The following is a 19,987-nucleotide window of genomic DNA, read 5'->3' on the forward strand; positions in this document are numbered from 1 at the left end:
CTTCGGGAAGCATAGATTTCAGATGACGTTTCTCTTCAATTCCGACGCCAAGCGCGGCGAGATTTTCCGGCAGGCTCTAGCTGCAGAACTGCCTGATCTGCCGTTTTCGATGGATGCATCAACTGTCGATCCCGATGCAGTCCGTTACCTCATCACCTGGACGGTACCACAGGACATTGCCCGTTACCGCAATCTCGAAGTCCTGTTTTCGATTGGCGCGGGTGTCGACCAGTTTCACATCGAGGCGATCCCTGAGACGGTAAAGGTCGTACGCATGGTGGATGAGGGCATCATCCGCATGATGCAGGAATATATCTGCCTCGGCGTACTTTCCCTCCACCGCAACCTGCCGGTCTATTTAAACCAGCAGCGCCAGCAACTGTGGAATGCCCTGCCCCAGCGTCAGGCGGAAGAGTGCCGGGTGGGCGTTCTCGGCCTCGGCATGCTGGGCGTTGCGGCGCTGGAGCGGCTGAAACCTTTCGGCTTTCCGCTTTCCGGCTGGAGCCGCTCACAGCGTCAGATCGATGGCGTCACCTGCCATCATGGCGACGACGGCCTCAAATCCATTCTCTCCACCAGCGATATTCTCGTCTGCCTGCTGCCTCTCACCGACGAGACCACGGGGCTTTTGAACGCCGAGCGTCTGGGGATGCTTCCAGAAGGAGCGGGGCTGGTTCACGCCGGGCGCGGCAAACAGCTCGATCATGACGCTTTGCTCGATGCACTCAACAGCGACAGGCTTTCAGGTGCGGTGATTGACGTTACCGATCCGGAGCCCCTGCCCAAAGACCACCGCTTCTGGACCCATCCGAAAATTCTCCTGACGCCGCATATTGCCAGCGTCACCCAGCCCCATTCCGCTGCCCGCACCGTCGTCGAAAATATCAAACGATACGAATCCGGTCTCGAACCGCTCGGCCTCGTTGACCGTAGCCGCGGATATTGATCCTACCGTTCCAAGAAAGGACACCCATGTCTCTCCTCAAGACCATCGACACCAATCCCGCCTTTGAACCGAAAGCCTCCAAGGCCCTGCCCGAACGCCTCATCGCCGGCGACCCGTCGTTCAAAACCTGGCCGCTAGATGAAGCCCGTGATGGCACCGTGCATACCGGCATCTGGGAAGCGACCCCCGGCGAAAGCCGCTCGATCAAGGGCGAGACATTCGAGTTCTGCCACATTCTCGAAGGCGTTATCGAGATCACACCGGAGGGCGGCGCGCCGCTGCGTTACACGGCGGGCGACAGCTTCGTCATGAAGCCCGGTTTCGTTGGCGTCTGGAAGACAATCGAAACCGTGCGCAAGATCTATGTGACCGTGAACGGATGATTTGCCGAACAGCATGCCTGGCATCCCGGCTGATGGAGAGGCATTTTTGAGAAAAGCGATGGCTGGCAATCCGCAGGAGGATGCCAGCCATGGTTTACATGGGTATCCTGCCCGGATGCCTTTCGACCGGATTTACGGCCCTCGATCGGACCCGCCGCAAGGTTTTCGGCGCGGTCTTCCTGCCCGCCGAAGATTGCGCTGTGGGCCACCAGCAAAACAGGATTTTCGTTCACCGCCCCCGCCGCAGTCGGTCGATGCTGCTTGCCATCAAGGAGTAGCTTTGGCGCATATCCACAGAGGATCATCCATGACGCTCAGCTTCGATCCAGACAGCCTGTCCCTGCCGATCGGCCATTTCATCGGCGACCGGCTGATCCCGGCTAAAAACGGCATCGACATGCATCGTCCTTCGGACGGCATCGAATATGCCGGTTGCCCGAAGGCGGATGCGGCACTTGTCGATGAGGCGGTGCAAACCGCCAAAGCCGCACTGAAGAGCAGTAACTGGGCCGGCGTGCGCCCGCGTGAGCGCACCAGGGTGCTGCAACGCTGGGCAGACCTGATCGAGCAGGAAGCCGAGACGCTGGCGAAAATCGAGGCGCTCTCCTCCACCCGGCCCGTGGGCCACCTGATTGCCGGCGATATCGCCGTCACTGCCGAACAGATCCGCTTCTTTGCCGAATTTGCGGACAAGGAGGGCGGTGATCTCGTGCCGACCGACGATACAAGCGTCGGCATGATCATGACCGAGCCCTATGGCGTCGTGGGCGCCATTACGCCCTGGAATTTTCCGGTGTCCATGGCGGGCTGGAAGCTTGGCCCGGCACTCGCAGCCGGCAATGCCGTAGTGCTGAAACCATCGGAAATGACGCCCTTCTCCAGCATTTTCATGGCGCAACTGGCCATCAAGGCAGGGCTGCCCGCCGGGCTCATCAACATCGTGCTGGGTGACGGGCCTGTGACAGGCAATGCCATCACCGGCCATCCCGAAATTTCCAAGGTCAGCTTCACCGGATCGACGGCAGCAGGTTCGGCCATCATGGCAAATATCGCGCGTACCGGCGTCAAGCCCATGACGCTGGAACTGGGCGGCAAAAGTCCGCAGCTGGTTTTTGCAGATGCCGATATCGAAAAAGCCGCAGCCGCGATCGCCGGCAATATTCTGTCCAATGCCGGGCAGGCCTGCGTTGCCGGCTCGCGCATCATCGTTGAAGAGAGTGTCGCAGAGGCGCTTTCCGCCGCAATCATCGCCCGCATGAAGACGGTGAAGCCCGGCCCGACCTGGGACGAAGCAACACAGTATTCGCCGATCATCTCCGAAGTGCAGCGCCAGCGCATTGACGGCATCGTGCAGGCGGCTGTCGCCCATGGCGGCGAATGCCTGACGGGCGGCGCGATCATGGACGGTCCGGGTTATTTCTACCAGCCGACCTTGATCGCAAATGTCGACCAGACCTCACCTGCTGTCACAGAAGAGATATTCGGGCCGGTGCTGACCCTGCAAACGTTCAAGACGGAAGAAGAGGCGCTGGCGCTCGCCGATCATCCTACCTACGGTCTTGCCGCGGGTCTTTTCAGCCGCGATATCTCGCGCGTCATGCGCCTGTCTCGCGCCATCCAGGCAGGAACGATCTGGGTCAACCGTTATGGCCGCTCCCGCGACCATATCCTGCCGACCGGCGGTTACAAACGCTCCGGCATCGGCAAGGATCTCGGACGGGAGGCCTATCTCGCCAACCGCAAGAGCAAAAGCGTCCTGATCGGACTATAACAGGGGAAACATCTTGAAAACGCATCGCATCGCACTCATTCCCGGAGACGGCATCGGCAAAAGCGTGACTGATGCCGCCTGGCAGGTTCTCAACACCGCAGCAAAAAGCTCCGGTTTTGCGCTTGAAGGCACCGAATTCCCCTGGTCCTGCGCCTTCTACAAGGAGACCGGCGCGATGATGCCGAAGGATGGCATCGAGACCCTGCGCGGCTTCGACGCCATTCTGCTGGGCGCGGTCGGCTGGCCAGCGGAGGTGCCGGATCCGGTATCGTTGCACGGCCTGCTTCTGCCGATCCGCAAGGCATTTGTGCAATACGCCAATATCCGCCCGCACCGGCTTCTGCCCGGCGTGCAGGGACCGTTGAAAGCGGATGGATTCGACATTCTCTGCATCCGTGAAAATACCGAAGGTGAATATTCCGGTGCCGGCGGACGCGTGCATCAGGGCACCGAAGACGAGGTCGCTGTCGAAACCTCCATCTTCACCCGCAAGGGCGTGGAACGCATCCTGCGCTTCGGCTTCGAGCAGGCGCAAAAGCGTCGCGGCAAGTTGGCTTCCGTCACCAAATCCAACGCCCAGAAATATTCGATGGTGTTCTGGGACGAGGTGACGCAAAAGCTCGCCGCCGAATATCCGGATGTTGAAGTTTCCAGCTACCATATCGACGCCATGGCGGCGCGCATGGTGATGGCGCCGGAAAGCCTTGATGTCGTGGTCGCCTCAAACCTCTTCGGCGATATCCTGACTGATCTTGGTGCGGCCATTCAAGGCGGCCTCGGTTTTGCCGCCTCCGCCAATATCAACCCCAACCGCACGGCACCCTCCATGTTCGAGCCGGTGCACGGTTCGGCCCCTGACATCGCCCATCTCGGCATTGCCAACCCCATCGCCGCCATCTGGTCCGGCGCCATGATGCTGGAGCATCTGGGTGAGGCGGATACGGCCAGGCGGGTCATGGCGGCGCTGGAAAAGGCGACCGGCCAGGGCATTGGCACCGTGCCGGGCAAGGACAAGACAGACGTAATAACTGCCGCAGTTCTCGCGGCTCTCGACTGATTTCGGAGACAGATAATGCAGGGCTTGAAGGACAAGGAACTCTTTCGCCAGATGGGTTTGATCGGCGGGGCATGGAAAGCGGCCGCATCAGGCAAGACGGTCGACGTGATCGACCCGGCGACGCAGGCGGTGATCGGCACCGTGCCGGATATGGGCAGCGTGGAAACCCGCGCGGCCGTCGAAGCCGCCAACGCTGCCTTCGGGCCGTGGAAAAAGAAAACGCACGCGGAGCGCGCGACGCTTCTGGAAAAATGGTTCGCGTTGATGATCGAACACATCGACGATCTCGGCCTGATGTTGACCATCGAACAGGGCAAGCCACTCGAAGAGGCCAAGGGCGAAATCCGTTACGGAGCATCCTTCGTCAAGTGGTTTGCGGAAGAAGGCCGACGCATCAGCGGCGGCACCATTCCCTCTCCGACGCCGGATCGCCGTATCGTGGTGCTGAAGGAGCCGGTCGGTGTCTGCGGCATCATCACACCGTGGAATTTCCCGAACGCCATGATCACCCGCAAGGTCGCACCTGCACTGGCGGCTGGCTGCACCGTGGTCATCAAGCCCTCGGAATTCACGCCCTATTCGGCCCTAGCGCTCGGCGTTCTCGCCGAACGTGCAGGCATTCCGGCTGGCGTCATCAACATCGTCACCGGCATGCCGACGGAGATCGGCAACGAGATCATGGCCAATGAGACGGTGCGGAAAATTTCCTTCACGGGCTCTACCCGTGTCGGTTCGCTGCTGATGCGCGGTGCGGCGGACAGTGTAAAACGACTGTCGCTGGAACTCGGCGGCAATGCCCCTTTCATCGTATTCGACGATGCCGATCTCGATCTCGCCATCGAAGGCGCGCTCGTTTCGAAATTCCGCAATGGCGGTCAGACCTGCGTCTGCGCCAACCGCATTCTCGTTCAGGCGAGCGTTTACGATGCATTTGCGAAAAAACTGGCTGATCGCGTCGATGCCATGCGTGTCGGACCCGGAACGGAGCTAGGTGTTTCCATTGGTCCGATGATCAACGAGCCGGCAATCGCCAAAATCCGCGCGCATATCGATGACGCCGTTTCCAAGGGCGCCGAGATCATTACCAAGCCTCATGATCTGCCTGAAGGTTCGCAATATACCGCACCGGTGGTGCTGACGGGCGCAACAACCGCCATGCGGCTGGCGAGCGAAGAGACCTTCGGGCCCGTCGCCCCGCTCTTCCGCTTCGAGACGGAAGAGGAGGCGATTGCGATCGCCAACGGCACTCCCTTCGGCCTTGCCGCCTATTTCTACACTGAAAGCCTCAAACGCGCCTGGCGCGTGGGCGAGGCGCTGGAGTTCGGCATGGTCGGCCTCAATACCGGCGCGATCTCCACCGAAGTCGCCCCCTTCGGCGGCGTCAAGCAATCCGGCCTCGGCCGCGAAGGCGCACAGGTCGGCATCGAGGAATATCTGGAAATGAAGACGTTCCACATCGGTGGGCTTGCCTAAAGACTGTTTCTTTCTCCCCGCCTAAAGGGCCGCTCTGCGGCCCTTCTTTTTGGTGCGAAATTGAAAAGCAGCATTCCCAGGGGTGGAAGAAAAATCCGGAGGCATGAATTGGTTTGGCAAAGCCACGGCATTCACGTGTCGCGACCTCCGAATAGATCCGGGGTCCAGCGCGATCACGTCATTGATCGTAAAAGACTATTCACCGTGCAGGAGCGCAGTGGCTGGATGCCAGATCAAGTCCGGCATGATGAAGAAATGAACTAACGCGCTACTGAATCTTATCCAGCATCTTGTAGTAAAGCCCTACCAAGGGAAGAAACCAGGGCTTGCCGAAATGGCCAGGCACCGCCGGCCAGTCCATCCCCTTCAGCGGGTTGTTGTCCGGGCGGCCCAGAATGGCGTCAGCCATGATCATGCCCAGATGGGTGGAAAGCTGGGCGCCGTGGCCGGAATAGCCCATGGCGTACCAGACGCCATCATGGAAACCGGCGCGGGGATAACGGTCCTTGGTCATATCAACCAGTCCGCCCCAGCAATAATCGATAGGCACATGCGCAAGCTGCGGGAATATGCGGTGAAGGCTATCCATCAGGATCGCGCCACTTTTGGCATCCGAACGCTGGTCCGATGTCGTGGAAAAGCGCGCGCGGCCGCCGAAGATCAACCGGTTGTCCGGTGCGAGGCGGAAATAATTGCCGATATTCATGGTGTTGACGTAGGTGCGGTTACCCGGGACGGACGCCTTGATCTCGGCATCCGTCAACGGCCGCGTGGCGATGATGAAACTGCCGACTGCGATGATGCGGCGGCGGAAATAGCCGAAGCCGGAGGGCGTGTAGGCGCCGGTTGCCACAAGAACATTATCGGCAGTGACCTTGCCGCGCGCCGTTTCCAGCGTGTGTGTCTTGTCGTTCTGAGTATGTTTCGTCACCGCTGCATTTTCGAAGATGACCGCACCATGGCGGCTGGCGGCCTGCGCAAGGCCGGCCACATAGCGGCCCATATGCATCATAGCGCTCTTCTTGGACAGCATGGCGCCATAAAAGGGAGAGCCGATTTCCGCCTTGAGATCGTCAACCGACAGAAGAGCCGTATCGGGATCCACCTCGGCATGAACAGCCTCGAAATTCTTCGCCAGACTTTCGAAATGCTGCGGTTTCGAAGCCATTTTCAGCTTGCCGGCGCGGCGGAAATTACAGTCGATCCCTTCCTCGGCGATCAGGCTTTCCAGCGTGTCGATCGAGGCATCCAGCGCCTTGTAGAGCGCGATGGCGCGCTCCTTACCGAGTTCCGCCTTGGCGGATAGGTAGGAGTGGGCCAGCCCGTTGTTGAGGTGGCCGCCATTGCGCCCGGAAGCACCCCAGCCGACGCGCTGTCCTTCAAGAACAACCACGCGCGCGCCCGCTTTTGCCAGCTGGCGCGCAGCACCCAGACCCGTGAAGCCGCCACCAATGACGGCCACATCGTAATGGCCTTCGACAGGACCTTGCTCCGCCCCCGCAAACAGGGGCGCCGTGTCGTGCCAATAGGAGACGAGCTTCATGATCCGGTCCTTCCTTACAGTCCAACGACGCCCGCGAGACCGGAAATATCGGAGATCTCCGTATAACCGTAATAGGGGTTTGCCGGTTCGTGGCCGCGGTTGACCCAGACCTTGTTCTTGATGCCGAGATCGTGCGCGGACATCAGGTCGTAGCGGAAGGAGGACGACACGTGCAGGATATCTTCCGGGCCGCAGCCGAGCATGTCGAACAAATATTCGAAAGCCTTGAAATGCGGCTTGTAGGCCTGCGCCTGTTCGGCGGTATAGACAGCATGGAACGGCGCGCCAAGCTTTGCCACATTCGACATGATCTGCGAATTCATGGCGTTAGACAGAATGACCAGCGGAATTTCCTTGGCAACCTTCGCCAGACCGGCCGGAACGTCCGCATGCGGACCCCATGTCGGAACGCGCTCATACACCATTACCGCATCTTCGTCCTTGAAAGCCACACCGTTGCGCTTGCAGGTGCGCGACAGGGCGTTATGGACAACTTCGGCGTAAGGCTTCCAGTCATGCATGACCTCGTCCAGGCGATAGGCAGAGAAGTCCTTGATGAATCGCTGCATCTCGGCCTCGCCCAAACGATCACCATAGAGATCGCGGGCAGCTTCTGCCATCTGGAAATGAATCAGCGTACCGTGGCAATCGAAAGTGATGTATTTCGGGCGGAAGATGGTCATGTCGTCGTCGTCCTTGCTTGGGGATGGGTGGTGGCTGCAATAACAAGATCATAGAGGCCTTTGCCCGGTCGACGCACTGCAATTGCCATTCGCGAAAGCAGATTGTTGCGTATGCAGCCGCCAGTTTGGCAGAGAGTTGCGTGCGACAAAACCGGAAGCCGCCGCCCACCCCCGTTCTGCGGATGGAAGCAGATGATGTGCGGCATAAGATGCGGCGGCGGGTAAAAGCAACAGTGAAACATATCGAACCTTGCCATTCGTCGGGACAATGTTCTTTTGCCGTCGGTCTATCAATGAACATGAAGAATAAAACGGAGTTGGGCCATGCAAGCCAGCCTCATCGATATCCAGAAATTTGAGCCGCAACACCTCGACGCCGCCGTCGAGCTTTCCCGCCAGGCCGGTTGGCCACACCGCCGGGAAGACTGGGCGCTCGTCCTTTCACTGAGCAAGGGTTTCGTCGCTATCGAAAACGGTCGCGTCGTCGGAACCGCAATGGCCACGCTTCTCGGAGACACCTGCGCCACCGTCAACATGGTGATCGTGGACGAGGCCATGCGCGGCCGTGGTCTCGGACGCAAGCTGATGCAGGCGGTCGTCGATGCTGCGGAAAATCGCGAGTGCCGTCTGACCGCCACCGCTGAAGGCCTCCCACTCTATGAGAAGATGGGGTTCGTCGCATGCGGCGAGGTGCGTCAGCACCAGGGAATTCCTACGGCCGCCGATAAGCCCGCTAACGTGGCATGGGCAGAAACGATTGTACCGGCCGAGCTTGGCGCACTCGACGCGCAGGCATTCGGTGCGGATCGTACGGCACTCTTTACCGAGCTTGCGGATAGGGCACGGTTTGCGGTGGTTCAACAGCATGGCGCCATCATGGGTTTTGCAGGCCTTCGCGCCTTTGGCCGTGGTGAAGTCATCGGCCCGATTGTGGCGGAAACTGCTGAAATCGCAAAGGATTTGATTGCCTTCGTAGTTTCCGAGCGCCCCGACGCATTCCTGCGCGTAGACACCACCACCGAGACGGGCCTAGGTCCCTGGCTTGCCGAATACGGTCTTGCCCATGTCGGTGGCGGCATCGCTATGCGCCGGCCGAAGGCGGAAACCTCTGCCGACAAAAAACTGAAAACATTCGCGTTGACCAGCCAGGCGCTGGGCTGAATCCGGAGAGACCCATGTTAAGCAATTCACTGATCGAGCTCGACCGCGCCCATCTGGTGCACCCTGTCTCTTCCTTCCGCGGCCATGAAAAGCTTGGCGTTCGCGTGCTGAAATCGGCAAAGGGTGCCACGATTACCGACATGACCGGCCACCAGCTGATCGACGGTTTTGCCGGCCTCTGGTGCGTCAATGCAGGCTATGGCCATGACAGCATCGTGGAAGCGGCGGCAAAGCAGATGCGTGAACTGCCCTATGCCACTGCCTATTTCGACATTGGCAGCGAACCCGCCATCCGCCTCGCCTCCGAACTCGCCGACCGCGCGCCCGGCGATCTCAACCACGTCTATTTCACGCTTGGCGGATCCGACGCGGTGGACAGCACCATCCGCTTCATCCGCTATTATTGGCACGCCAAAGGCCAGCCGCAGCGCGACCAGTTCATTTCCATCGAACAGGGTTATCACGGCTCCACCACCGCCGGTTCAGGCTTGACTGCGCTTCCCGCCTTCCATGCAGGTTTCGGCGTGCCTTACGACTGGCAGCACAAAATTCCGTCTCACTATGCCTATCGCAATCCGGTCGGCAGCGACCCCGCCGCCATCATCGCCTCTTCCCTGCAAATCCTGAAGGACAAGATCGAGGCTATCGGCCCGGAGCGGGTCGCCGCCTTTTATGCCGAGCCCATTCAGGGCTCCGGTGGCGTTCTGGTGCCGCCGCCTGGCTGGATCAAGGCCATGCGAGAACTCTGCCGTTCCTACGGCATTCTCTTCGTTGCCGACGAAGTCATCACCGGCTTCGGCCGCACGGGACCACTGTTTGCCTGTGCCGACGAAGATATCGTGCCGGACTTCATCACAGCCGCCAAGGGTCTGACTTCGGGCTATGTGCCGATGGGCGCCGTCTTCATGGCCGACCATGTTTATGATACAATAGCCGACTTCGCCGGCGATGCCGCGGTCGGGCACGGTTATACCTATTCCGCCCATCCCGTTAGTGCCGCCGTTGGTCTCGAAGTGCTGAAACTTTACGAGGGCGGGCTGCTGGAAAACGGCCGGCGCGCCGGTCAGCGGCTGATGGCCGGGCTGGAAGGATTGAGAAGCCATCCGCTGGTTGGCGATGTACGTGGCCGCGGCATGCTCGCCGCTATCGAACTTGTGACCGACAAAGAGAAGAAAACCCCGCTGCCGGCTGCAGCGGCCCCTGCACGCAAGGTTTTTGACCGCGCCTGGGAAAACGGCCTCATCTTGCGCGCCTTCGCCAACGGCATCCTCGGCTACGCGCCGCCGCTGTGTTGCACCGATGACGAGATCGACGCCATTATAGAGCGGACGCGGAAAACCCTCGACCAGACGCTCGAGGACCCGGCAGTGCGGGCCGCCATGGCCTGAGGCGAACAGTGGATGGCGTTGCGGCACCTTCTCGAAATGTCGCAACGCCGCACATATTCGCAATATTCTGCCGAAGACCCGATCCTTTTCGGAGAATCCGGCGCGCTGGAACTGCCAAACTATCAACAGAAAAAGCACTAAACGCCATAAAAAAGGGCGTTAGCAAGAATGGGAACGGGGCAAGGATCCCGTCCGGGAACAGAATAAAATGCCGCAGCCTTCCCAAGGGCTCTGCGCGGCAAAGCGGAGACCGACATTGCCCAAGAAACTGAGCGACTTCAAATATATGAGCTTCGACGTGGTGGGAACTCTCATCGATTTCGAAGGTGGCTTGAAATCGACCCTGATCCAGATCGGCGCTGAAAACGGCGTTGAGGTCGACGGTGAAAAGGCGCTCGGCCTTTACCGCGCGGCGCGTTACTCCGACGCCACCGATCTGTTTCCGGACGATCTCGTCCGCGTCTACCTGATCATCGCTCCGGAACTCGGTTTGCCGGCGGAGCGCGCTCTGGGTGAGCGCCTGCGCGACGCGGCAAAAAACTGGAAAGGCTTTGAAGACAGCCGTGCCGCGATGGCCGAGCTTGCAAAGACGCATCGTCTCATTGCCATGACCAACGCCCAGCGCTGGGCCTTCGAGTATTTCTCGAAGGAACTCGGTAGTCCCTTTTACGCCGCTTTCACAGCAGATGATACCGGCACGGAAAAGCCGGATCCCGCATTCTTCGAGAAGGTTTTCGCCTTCGTTGAAAGCGAAGGCGCATCGAAGGACGACATTCTGCACGTTGCGCAGAGCCAGTACCACGATATCGGCATTTCACGGAAACTCGGGATGACCAATTGCTGGATAGAGCGCCGCCACGCCCAGAAGGGATATGGCGGCACCATCGAGCCGGAGAACTTTACCGAACCGGACTACCACTTCACCTCGATGGCCGGCCTTGCCGAGGCCACGAGACACTCGGGCCGCTGAACCGCCTGTGGCATGACGCGCACTGGGGCGTGGATGCCGAAAATTACTGCAGATGCCATTTCAACAAATCATACAAAAGGGGAAGACCATGAGTGACAGGATTACAAATTGGACCCGCTCTGACGATGCCGCCGTTGAACAGGCTATCCGTCGCGGCGCGACGCGGCGAGAGCTGCTTCACATGATGCTGGCCGGCGGCGTAGCACTTTCCGCCAGTTCGGCCATTCTCGGCCGCGCCTCGCAGGCTCTGGCGGCCACTCCCGTTTCCGGCGGCACGCTGAAGGCGGCCGGCTGGTCCTCCTCCACGGCCGACACGCTCGATCCCGCAAAAGCCTCGCTTTCGACGGATTACGTTCGTTGCTGCGCGCTCTATAACCGGCTGAGCTTCCTCGATGTTTCCGGCACGCCCCAGATGGAGCTGGCCGAATCCATCGAAACGAAGGACGCCAAGACCTGGACCGTGAAGCTGCGTTCCGGCGTCACCTTCCATGACGGCAAGGCACTGACCGCCGATGACGTGGTCTATTCGCTGAAGCGTCACCTTGACCCGGCCGTCGGTTCGAAGGTCGCCAAGATCGCCGCCCAGATGACCGGCTTCAAGGCGATCGACAAGAGCACCGTCGAGATCACGCTGGCAAACGCGAATGCAGACCTGCCGGCCATCCTGGCATTGCATCACTTCATGATCGTTGCCGATGGCGCGACCGATTTCTCCAAGGGGAACGGCACCGGTGCCTTCAAGCTGGAGAAATTCGAACCCGGCGTCCGCTCGATCATGTCGAAAAACACCAATTACTGGAAACAGGGTGGTCCGCACGTCGATAGCTTCGAATTCTTCGCGATTGCCGAAGACAATGCCCGCGTTAACGCCCTCATTTCGGGCGATATCCACCTCGCAGCGGCTATCAATCCGCGTTCGCTGCGCCTGCTCGACAAGCAGGAAGGCATCGTTCTGTCCAAGGGAACGTCTGGCAACTACACCAACCTCAATATGCGGCTGGACCAGACGCCCGGCAACAATGCCGATTTCATCGCCGGCATGAAGTCGATCGTCAACCGCGAGCAGATCGTCAAGGCGGCTCTGCGTGGCCTCGGCGAAGTCGGTAACGACCAGCCCGTGCCACCAATGAGTCCCTACCACAATCCGGACCTCAAGCCGAAGGCCTTCGATCCTGATAAGGCGAAGTTCCACTTTGAAAAAGCGGGGCTTATCGGTCAGTCCATCCCCGTCATCACCTCGGATGCTGCAAACTCTGCCGTGGACATGGCGATGATCATCCAGGCGTCGGCCGCGGAAATCGGTGTAAAGCTGGATGTGCAGCGCGTTCCCTCGGACGGTTACTGGAGCAATTACTGGCTCAAGGCGCCTATTCACTTCGGCAATATCAACCCGCGCCCGACCCCGGATATTCTGTTCTCGCTGCTTTACGCCTCCGACGCGCCGTGGAACGAAAGCCAGTACAAGTCGCCGAAGTTCGACAAGATGATGCTCGAAGCACGCGGCATGCTGGACATGGACAAGCGCAAGCAGATCTACTTCGAAATGGAAAAGATGATCGCCGACGAAGCCGGCACCATCATTCCCGCCTATATCACCAATGTCGACGCCATCACCTCCAAGCTGAAGGGTCTGGAAGCCAATCCGCTCGGCGGCATGATGGGTTACGCGTTTGCTGAATACGTCTGGCTCGAAGCCTGATAGACCAAGGGGCCGGGCGCCGATGCGCCCGGCAACCTTTCCGCCGGTGCGGGAAGCCTCCACAGCTGGAGCGACACTTTGAAAAACAAGCGGTTTTCGCCTGATATCTCGCTACAGCTATATAATTTGGATCATGATGATTTCAGGTCGATCGGGCCTGAAATCATCATGATCCAGGCAGGTCGCAGGAGCATGTAAATGAACAGCCGGATACTCTCCCTTATCGCCAGGCGGCTGGTCGTCATGCTGACGACGCTGCTTATCGTATCGTTTATCGTCTTTTCCGCCACCAGCCTGCTGCCCGGCGACACGGCAACGATCCTTCTTGGCCAGTCGGCAACGCCGGAGGCCGTGGCCGGTCTGCGCACCGCCATGCATCTCGACGACCCGGCCCTTCTGCGTTTTGTCCGCTGGCTTTTTGGCCTGCTGCACGGCGAACTCGGCACGTCCTACGCCAACAATATGGCGATCGCCGACCTCATAGGCCCACGTTTCGTCAACTCCATGAAGCTTGCCGGCATCACCACTGTTATCGCCGTGCCGCTGGCCCTGACGCTCGGCATCAGCTCCGCCATGCTGCGTGGAACGCTTTATGATCGCGCCGTCACCATCCTGACCATCGGTGTCATTTCCGTGCCGGAATTCATGATCGCGACGCTCGCGGTTCTGCTGTTCGCCGTATATCTGAAGTGGCTGCCGGCCCTGTCGCTGGTCAGCGAGGTGCATACCGTGTTCGATGTGCTGCGGGTTTACGCCATGCCGGTCATCACGCTCACCTTCGTCGTGTCGGCACAGATGATCCGCATGAGCCGCGCCGCCGTCATCGAGACGCTCGATACGCCCTATGTGGAAATGGCGCTCCTGAAGGGCGCTCCGCGCATGCGCATCGTCCTGCGCCACGCACTTCCCAATGCGCTTGGTCCCATCGTCAATGCGGTTGCTTTGTCGCTTTCCTATCTCGTCGGCGGCGTCATCATCGTCGAGACTATCTTCAATTATCCAGGCATCGCCAAGCTGATGGTTGATGGCGTCGCGACCCGTGATCTGCCTCTGATCCAGAGCTGCGCAATGATCTTCTGCGTCGGTTATCTCCTCCTCATCACAACCGCCGATATCATCGCCATCATGTCCAATCCGAGGCTGCGCTGATGACCGACAATATCAAAACAACTTCGGGGACCTCGCGCTTGGGTTACAAAATCAACGTCGTCGGCGTTTTCGGCTTTCTCGTCATTTTTCTCTGGGCCATGGTTGCGATCTTTGCGCCCTATCTCATCCCGCATCCCGTCGGTGAAATCGTCGATCTGGATTATTTCGGTCCGATGACCTCCGATCTCTGGCTCGGCTCCGACTATCTCGGCCGCGACGTGTTTTCCCGCATTCTCATGGGCGCGCGTTTCACGGTCGGCATTTCACTTGCGGCCGTAACAATCGCCTGCGTGTCGGGCGTCGTTCTCGGCATGAGCGCTGCCGTGGTCGGCGGCTGGTTCGATGCGGCCCTCAGCCGTTTTCTCGATGCGGTGAACTCCATCCCAAGCAAGCTTTTCGGACTTGTGGTTGTCGCTGCCGTTGGCTCCTCCATTCCTGTGCTGATCGTCACCCTGTCGGTAATCTATACGCCCGGCGCTTATCGCTTTGCCCGGGCGCTCGCCGTCAATGTCAACACTATGGATTTCGTCACCGTGGCCCGCGTGCGCGGCGAGAGCCTCTTGCACCTCATCAGCTCCGAAATCCTGCCCAACATCATCCGTCCCGTGCTGGCCGATCTCGGCGTGCGCTTTGTATTCATCGTGCTGCTTCTGTCGGGCCTTTCCTTCCTCGGTCTCGGCCTGCAGCCGCCGAATGCAGACTGGGGTGCGCTGGTGCGTGAAAACATCGGCGGCCTGCCCTTTGCCGCGCCAGCCGTGATCTTTCCGTCGTTGGCGATTGCCAGCCTGACGATCAGCGTCAATCTGCTGATCGACAATCTGCCGCAGAAAATCCGCGACAGGAGCGAATAATGACAAATCTTGTTGAAATCCGTGGACTTAAAGTCGAGGCGACCACCGATTCCGGCCGCCGCATCCAAATCATCAGGGGTGTAGACATCGATATCGCCAATGGCGAGATCGTCGCATTGATCGGTGAAAGCGGCTCCGGCAAGACCACCATTGCACTGACATTGATGGGATATGCCCGCCCAGGCTGCCGTATTTCCGGCGGCAGCGTCACGGTGGCAGGCCGCGACATGGTACAGCTTTCCGAAATGGAACGGGCGAAGATCCGCGGTACGAAAATCTCCTACGTCCCTCAAAGCGCCGCAGCCGCCTTCAATCCGGCGCAAAAGATTATCGACCAGGTCATAGAGGTCACCCGCATCCACGATCTGATGCCGCCGCAGGAGGCGCGCCAAAGAGCGGTGGAACTGTTCAAGGCATTGTCGCTGCCCAATCCCGAAACCATCGGCGACCGTTATCCGCACCAGGTTTCCGGCGGCCAGCTTCAGCGTCTCTCCGCAGCCATGGCGCTGATCGGCAACCCGGACCTGGTCATTTTCGACGAACCGACCACGGCACTCGATGTGACGACACAGATCGAGGTTCTCCGCGCCTTCAAATCAGCGATGCGCAAGGGCGGTATCGGCGGCGTTTATGTTTCGCACGATCTCGCAGTCGTCGCCCAGATTGCCGACCGGATCGTGGTGCTGAAAGGCGGCGAGATACAGGAAACCGGCACGACCACGGATATTCTCGAGAATGCCCAGCATCCTTATACGCGGGAGTTGCTCACCGCTTTTAATGACAAGGTACGCACCGTAGCGCCGCTAAAACAAAGTGACGCGAAGCCGCTGCTGGATATCGAGAAGCTGATCGCCGGATATGGAACGAAAGGCGATGACCATATGCCGCTGGTGCGTGCGGTCGATTCCGTCAGCCTTGCAGTCTATCCCGGACGCAATCTCGGCATCATCGGCGAATCCGGTTGCGGAAAATCGACGCTGGCGCGCGCCATTGCCGGCATTCTGCCCGCCGCCAGCGGTCATGTCATCTTCGAAGGTCGGCAGCTGGATGCCGATGCCCGCCAACGCACCAGCGATCAATTGCGCCGCATGCAGATCGTCTTCCAATATGCCGATACGGCGCTCAACCCGGCCAAATCCATCGAGGATATTCTCGGCCGGCCGCTGACCTTTTATCACGGCATGAGAGGCAAGGCGCGCGACGCCCGGATCGACCAGTTGCTGGATATGGTGAAGCTGCCGCGCTCGGTTCGCCACCGCCATCCTTCCGGCCTATCGGGCGGACAGAAGCAACGCGTCAACTTCGCCCGCGCACTCGCAGCAGAACCATCGCTCATCATTTGCGATGAAATTACCTCGGCGCTTGATACGGTCGTCGCAGCCGCGATCATCGACCTGCTCGGCGAACTCCAGCGAGAGCTGAACCTCTCCTACATCTTCATCAGCCACGATCTCTCTGTGGTGGAAACCATCTGCGACGAAATCGTCGTGATGTATGGCGGGCAGAAAGTGGAGCATCTGGCAACGGAAGCGATCAAGTCGCCGACCCATCCCTATTCGAAGCTCCTGTTCTCCTCGGTACCGAAGCTCGACCCGAAATGGCTCGACAATCTTCAGCAGGATGCAGAGTTGGTGCGAGCGTTTTCCAAGAGGTGACAACATCAGTTTCGTCATCCTCGGGCTCGTCCCCAGGATGACGTTGAGTACGAAGCGACGCGTCTCGACATTCTGGCGCCCCTGCAAAAGGACGTCTTCGACCTCAAAGCGGAAACAGGCTGGTCAGCGGCATATGCGATTTGATGATCGGAGATTTCAGCACAACGAAGCTGAAATATTTGTCGATACCGACATCCATGTCCGTCAGCCGCTCCATGATCGACTGATATTCGACGATGCCGGAGGTGACGAATTTCAGGAGGTAATCGTAACCGCCTGAAACGAGGTGGCATTCTACCACCTGATCGATCTTTTCGATAACGCCGAGAAAACGGGCGAAGTCGATCTGGCGGTGGTTCTTGAGCGTGATCTCGGTGAATACCGTCAGCGTCTGGCCGAGCTTGTTGATGTTGATCTGTGCCGAATAACCTTCGATATAGCCCTCGGCCTGAAGCTTCTTGACGCGCATCAGGCAGGGGCTTGGCGAGAGATTGACAAGCTCCGCCAGCTCGACATTGGTGATGCGACCATTTTTCTGGAGTTCGTAAAGGATCTTGATGTCGATCCGGTCAAGTTTCATCACGTGCGGAACCCCTTTTATATTTTTTCGTGCACGCGGCATAAAATTCTGACGCGGCCATGGAAATCTTATCACATGAGCGTGCCCTGTCGACGCGGGGATGTTTTTTTCATCCAGCATAAAGAGTTGCAGACATGGCTACGAACAGCAGGAGATTCCGACAATCGGCGCAGTCTGGCAGCGTTTACCCGGCGACCAAGGTAAATTAAGACGAATACAAGGAGCCCCACCATGCCTGCGCCGCTGCAACAGATCACGACATCACCGGAACTGCCGAAATCGGCGGACGCCGTCATTATTGGCGGCGGCATCGTCGGCGTGTTCGCAGCCTATTACCTCGCCCGGCGTGGCCTGAAAGTGGCTCTTGTCGAAAAAGGTCTTGTTGGCGCGGAGCAATCCAGCCGCAACTGGGGTTGGTGCCGGCAGCAGAACCGCGACGCCCGCGAATTGCCGATTTCAACGCAGAGCCTGGCGCTCTGGGAACGGTTTGCCGCAGAAAGCGGCGAAGACACCGGTTTTCGCCGCTGCGGATTGTTCTACCTGAGCGACAACGAAGCTGAAATTGCCGGCTGGGCGCGCTGGCGCGACTTTGCCATCACCGCAGGCGTGACGACGCATATGTTGAGCGCGGATGAGGCGAGCAACCGCGGACGCGCGACTGGGAAACGCTGGAAAGGTGGCGTCTTTTCGCCAACGGACGGCACCGCCGATCCCTCGATGGCGGCGCCGGCCGTCGCGCGTGCCCTCATGAAACTGGGCGGAACGGTGCACCAGAATTGCGCCGCGCGCGGTCTGGAGACGGAAGGTGGTCGCGTTAGCGCCGTCGTTACCGAAAAAGGCACGATCCGCACCAAAACCGCCATCATGTCCGGCGGCGCCTGGGCCTCGTCCTTCTGCCGCCAGCTCGGAATTCGTTTTCCGCAAGCCGCTGTCCGCTCCTCAATCCTGTCCGTCACAGCAGGTGCGGAAGGACTGCCGGATGCGCTGCATACAAAAGCCGTTTCTGTAACACGCCGGAGCAACGGCGGTTACACGCTCGCCATCAGCGGCCTCGGTCGCATCGACCCGACCGCGCAGCAAATGCGGTTTGCACGCGAATTCGTTCCGATGTTCCTCAAGCGCTGGCGCAGCCTGCGACCGGGTGGATTGGAAGGCGTTCGCGGTGGGCACGAAACGCTGAAACACTGGCGGCTCGATGCGCCGACGCCGATGGAGCGGGTTCGTATTCTCGATCCGAAACCGAATGCCGCCGCCATCCGTGAGACCCACAAAAGGGCGCTGGAACTTTTGCCTGCACTCCGCAAAACCCAGATATCCGCTGCCTGGGCCGGCTTCATCGACAGCACGCCGGATGGTGTGCCCGCCATCGGCGAGACCAGCGAATTGCCCGGCTTCATCCTCGCCGCCGGTTTCAGCGGCCACGGTTTCGGCATCGGCCCCGGCGCTGGCCACCTGATCGCCGATATCGTGACGGGTTCAACCCCGATCGTTGACCCCGCCCCGTATCATCCCAGCCGTTTCCTTGACTCGTCATGGGGCAAGGTCGCAGATTTCTGATTGTTCCGCGCAGGCCAACAGACGAATAAAACAGCACCCGCAGGCATGACCTGCGGGTGCTGCCGTCCACCGCACTTATTCGACCGGTCAGCTTTTCGGCAGGCCGGGTGGGTTGGTTCTCGATTCCGGCAAGGCCTCTTCCGAAAGCTGCCAGCGTTCCAGTATCTTCGCGTAAGCGCCGCTCTTGATCAGATCGTTGGTGGCGAGCGTCAGCGCATCGGCCAGTCCCGAACCCTTGCGGGTGGTGATGGCGACATCCGAACGTTCAGGCCAGCCGGCGGAGAGTGTTCCGACACGTTTGATGGTCTTGTCACGCGCGGCGATGAAGACCAGCTGCGCATGCGGCTGGACGATCACATCGGCCCGCCCGGCAGAAAGCGCGACAAGCCGGGTGGCCTCGTCGTCATAATATTGCAGCTCGAGCGGCTTTAAACCGGCGGCTACATTCTCGTCATTCCATTTCAGCAGAATACGCTCCTGATTGGTGCCAGCGCCGACGATGATCTTCAGGCCCGCCGCATCCTTCGGCTCATTTATGGCGGTGATGCCGCTGTCGGACTTCACGAAAAAGCCGTGCAGGCCCTGACGGTAGGTGGAGAAGTCGAACTTCTCCTTGCGCTGCTCGGTCACCCCGACATTGGAAATGACAGCATCGTATTTGCCGGAGGCAAGCCCCAGCGGCCAGTCGGCCCAGGCGACAGCAACCAGCTCAAGCTCAAGGCCGAGACTATCAGCCACCGCAAGCGCATAGTCCGGATCGGCACCCACCACGGTCTTGGCGTCCGTCGCATAGGTCGCGAGCGGTGGTCCGCCAGGTGCAACCGCGACCGTGAGTTTGCCCGGGGTGATGAATTTGAAATCTTTCGGGATGGCGGCAATCGCTGCGGGGTCTTTTTCTACCCTGATCCGGCCAGGCTGGTCTGGCGAAAGATCGAAGACATCAGTTGCGAAAGCCGACCCGAAAGCGGCGATAGAGAGAAAAACGCCGAACGTGACTGTGGCAAGACGAGAGGTGAGTGCCATTCTGGCTCCCCGATAAAATGAATTGCGGGACGGAGATAGCGCGGACGGGAGGAGGCCCGCGCTACCGGCTGAGTGATGTCCCACCTTCAACTCAGCTT

The 19,987-nt window shown here is 59.6% G+C and carries 18 protein-coding genes; 14 read left to right on the forward strand and 4 right to left on the reverse strand.

Annotation, left to right across the window (positions count from 1 at the left end):
• Window positions 1–22 precede the first annotated feature (22 nt).
• The 6 genes from RBH71_RS06230 to RBH71_RS06255 all read left to right on the forward strand — a co-directional run bounded on the left by RBH71_RS06230 (window position 23) and on the right by RBH71_RS06255 (window position 5,630).
• Window positions 23–946 (forward strand): 2-hydroxyacid dehydrogenase, encoded by a 924-nt coding sequence (locus RBH71_RS06230; RefSeq protein WP_111802619.1) that lies wholly within the window; start codon window positions 23–25, stop codon window positions 944–946.
• Window positions 947–972: 26 nt separating this feature from the next.
• Complete coding sequence (locus tag RBH71_RS06235; protein ID WP_013761644.1) at window positions 973–1,329, forward strand: cupin domain-containing protein; 357 nt, start codon at window positions 973–975, stop codon at window positions 1,327–1,329.
• 89 nt (window positions 1,330–1,418) lie between these two features.
• Window positions 1,419–1,607 carry a hypothetical protein gene (locus RBH71_RS06240; RefSeq protein ID WP_323687210.1) on the forward strand — a complete coding sequence of 63 codons (189 nt, stop codon included), beginning with the start codon at window positions 1,419–1,421 and terminating at the stop codon, window positions 1,605–1,607.
• A gap of 29 nt (window positions 1,608–1,636) precedes the next feature.
• A complete protein-coding gene (locus RBH71_RS06245; protein WP_111801113.1) occupies window positions 1,637–3,100 on the forward strand; it encodes an aldehyde dehydrogenase family protein in 1,464 nt (487 codons plus the stop codon).
• A 13-nt stretch (window positions 3,101–3,113) separates the two neighbouring features.
• Entirely contained in the window at window positions 3,114–4,157 is a 1,044-nt protein-coding gene (locus RBH71_RS06250; RefSeq protein ID WP_111801112.1) for a tartrate dehydrogenase, read from the forward strand.
• A 15-nt stretch (window positions 4,158–4,172) separates the two neighbouring features.
• Complete coding sequence (locus RBH71_RS06255; protein WP_111802620.1) at window positions 4,173–5,630, forward strand: NAD-dependent succinate-semialdehyde dehydrogenase; 1,458 nt, start codon at window positions 4,173–4,175, stop codon at window positions 5,628–5,630.
• A 268-nt stretch (window positions 5,631–5,898) separates the two neighbouring features.
• Here RBH71_RS06255 and RBH71_RS06260 read toward each other — a convergent pair whose 3' ends face one another.
• Window positions 5,899–7,173, reverse strand: a complete 1,275-nt coding sequence (locus RBH71_RS06260) for an NAD(P)/FAD-dependent oxidoreductase (RefSeq protein ID WP_111802621.1) — start codon at window positions 7,171–7,173, stop codon at window positions 5,899–5,901.
• Between the two features lie 14 nt (window positions 7,174–7,187).
• The gene (locus RBH71_RS06265; protein ID WP_111802622.1) at window positions 7,188–7,856 is read right to left on the reverse strand and encodes a haloacid dehalogenase type II; all 669 of its coding nucleotides are present in this window, start codon (window positions 7,854–7,856) and stop codon (window positions 7,188–7,190) included.
• Window positions 7,857–8,180: 324 nt separating this feature from the next.
• Between RBH71_RS06265 and RBH71_RS06270 the strand changes: the two genes are divergently transcribed.
• From RBH71_RS06270 to RBH71_RS06300, 7 genes are all read left to right on the forward strand, one after another.
• A complete protein-coding gene (locus RBH71_RS06270; protein WP_323687211.1) occupies window positions 8,181–9,017 on the forward strand; it encodes a GNAT family N-acetyltransferase in 837 nt (278 codons plus the stop codon).
• A 14-nt stretch (window positions 9,018–9,031) separates the two neighbouring features.
• Window positions 9,032–10,405 (forward strand): aspartate aminotransferase family protein, encoded by a 1,374-nt coding sequence (locus RBH71_RS06275; RefSeq protein WP_111802623.1) that lies wholly within the window; start codon window positions 9,032–9,034, stop codon window positions 10,403–10,405.
• Window positions 10,406–10,661: 256 nt separating this feature from the next.
• Window positions 10,662–11,375 carry an HAD-IA family hydrolase gene (locus RBH71_RS06280; RefSeq protein ID WP_065687793.1) on the forward strand — a complete coding sequence of 238 codons (714 nt, stop codon included), beginning with the start codon at window positions 10,662–10,664 and terminating at the stop codon, window positions 11,373–11,375.
• An 88-nt stretch (window positions 11,376–11,463) separates the two neighbouring features.
• The gene (locus tag RBH71_RS06285) at window positions 11,464–13,074 is read left to right on the forward strand and encodes an ABC transporter substrate-binding protein (protein WP_111801108.1); all 1,611 of its coding nucleotides are present in this window, start codon (window positions 11,464–11,466) and stop codon (window positions 13,072–13,074) included.
• 198 nt (window positions 13,075–13,272) lie between these two features.
• Complete coding sequence (locus RBH71_RS06290; protein ID WP_003511075.1) at window positions 13,273–14,223, forward strand: ABC transporter permease; 951 nt, start codon at window positions 13,273–13,275, stop codon at window positions 14,221–14,223.
• Complete coding sequence (locus tag RBH71_RS06295) at window positions 14,223–15,074, forward strand: ABC transporter permease (RefSeq protein WP_013761653.1); 852 nt, start codon at window positions 14,223–14,225, stop codon at window positions 15,072–15,074. Before RBH71_RS06290 ends, RBH71_RS06295 begins: the two co-directional genes overlap by 1 nt.
• Complete coding sequence (locus RBH71_RS06300) at window positions 15,074–16,729, forward strand: ABC transporter ATP-binding protein (RefSeq protein ID WP_112155754.1); 1,656 nt, start codon at window positions 15,074–15,076, stop codon at window positions 16,727–16,729. Before RBH71_RS06295 ends, RBH71_RS06300 begins: the two co-directional genes overlap by 1 nt.
• 103 nt (window positions 16,730–16,832) lie before the next feature.
• Here the strand turns inward: RBH71_RS06300 and RBH71_RS06305 are convergent, their stop codons facing one another.
• The gene (locus RBH71_RS06305) at window positions 16,833–17,309 is read right to left on the reverse strand and encodes an Lrp/AsnC family transcriptional regulator (protein WP_013761655.1); all 477 of its coding nucleotides are present in this window, start codon (window positions 17,307–17,309) and stop codon (window positions 16,833–16,835) included.
• A 231-nt stretch (window positions 17,310–17,540) separates the two neighbouring features.
• Here RBH71_RS06305 and RBH71_RS06310 point away from each other — a divergent pair, with 231 nt between their 5' ends.
• Window positions 17,541–18,866, forward strand: a complete 1,326-nt coding sequence (locus RBH71_RS06310) for an NAD(P)/FAD-dependent oxidoreductase (RefSeq protein ID WP_076845543.1) — start codon at window positions 17,541–17,543, stop codon at window positions 18,864–18,866.
• A gap of 87 nt (window positions 18,867–18,953) precedes the next feature.
• Here the strand turns inward: RBH71_RS06310 and RBH71_RS06315 are convergent, their stop codons facing one another.
• Window positions 18,954–19,889 (reverse strand): ABC transporter substrate-binding protein, encoded by a 936-nt coding sequence (locus RBH71_RS06315; protein WP_035199520.1) that lies wholly within the window; start codon window positions 19,887–19,889, stop codon window positions 18,954–18,956.
• Window positions 19,890–19,987 lie beyond the last annotated feature (98 nt).

The organism is Rhizobium sp. AN68 (genome assembly GCF_030758035.1).
GTDB lineage: Bacteria > Pseudomonadota > Alphaproteobacteria > Rhizobiales > Rhizobiaceae > Agrobacterium > Agrobacterium tumefaciens.